Annotated in this window: 1 protein-coding gene; it reads right to left on the bottom strand. The window is 48.5% G+C overall.

The genetic code is table 11. The features are described 5' to 3' along the window. A partial coding sequence (locus tag A3850_RS01960; RefSeq protein ID WP_068213637.1) for an IS630 family transposase occupies window positions 1-841 on the bottom strand: 841 nt, incomplete at its 3' end. Between the last annotated feature and the right edge of the window lie 23 nt (window positions 842-864).

Consider the following 864-nt stretch of genomic DNA (forward strand, 5'->3'; position numbering starts at 1 on the left):
CCGATTTAAATTCACTAGACTTCTCGTAATAAGTTGAGTTCAATATCTTAACCCGCATAAAGTGCCACAGGCGCTCGATTAGGTTCAGGTTAGGCGAATAGGTTGGTAGATAAACGAAGTCGATCCGTTGGCTATCCGCCCACTCCGTTAGCATCTTGTTGCGATTGTAGCGAGCGTTGTCACAAATGAAGTAGATCTTTTTGCCCGGATGTTTGCGTAGTAACTGGCGGCATAAACGCTGAGTAGACTGAGCATTGATGGTGTCAGCAATCTCGTATACCAAATGTTCCGGCTTGAGCGCATTGACGGCCGCATTAATATTCACTCGCTGTCGACCATTGTTGCAATCCACTTCGAAATCTTCCCCTTTGCGTATCCAGCCGCGACTCGTCTTTGTATTGTGAGTAGGATGACAGCCATCAGCATAGTAAACAACTGCATCACCGGTGGCTACCTCTTCTAAAAGCGCGGGTAGTGCTTCCTCAACGAAGGCACACTGTGCTTCTTCGTCAGCCTTAGCCGGCACGGACTTACTCTTCTTGAACACGAACCCAAGTCGGTGCAACAAATCGGTCATACCGCCAACGCTGTAGTCTACCCCAAAGCGCTCGAGGACGTAGGCGGCAATGGATTTTGCATCAGGGTATAGGTAATCATCCAGATGCTTAGCTAAGGCTTCTTCTTGCTTCTCAGTTAACCGACCGGTGTAAGCCACATAGCTATCGTCCAGAAAGTCGGACAGACCGGCTTTGTAATAGGCGCGATGGTAACGATAGATCGTATTATCATCAATACCCAGTGCCGCCTCAATTGTCTTAACCGAATGGCCTTGGTGCAGCATGATGAGTACCGTTACTTTGCGGT

It is taken from the genome of Lewinella sp. 4G2 (genome assembly GCF_001625015.1).
Classification (GTDB): domain Bacteria; phylum Bacteroidota; class Bacteroidia; order Chitinophagales; family Saprospiraceae; genus Neolewinella.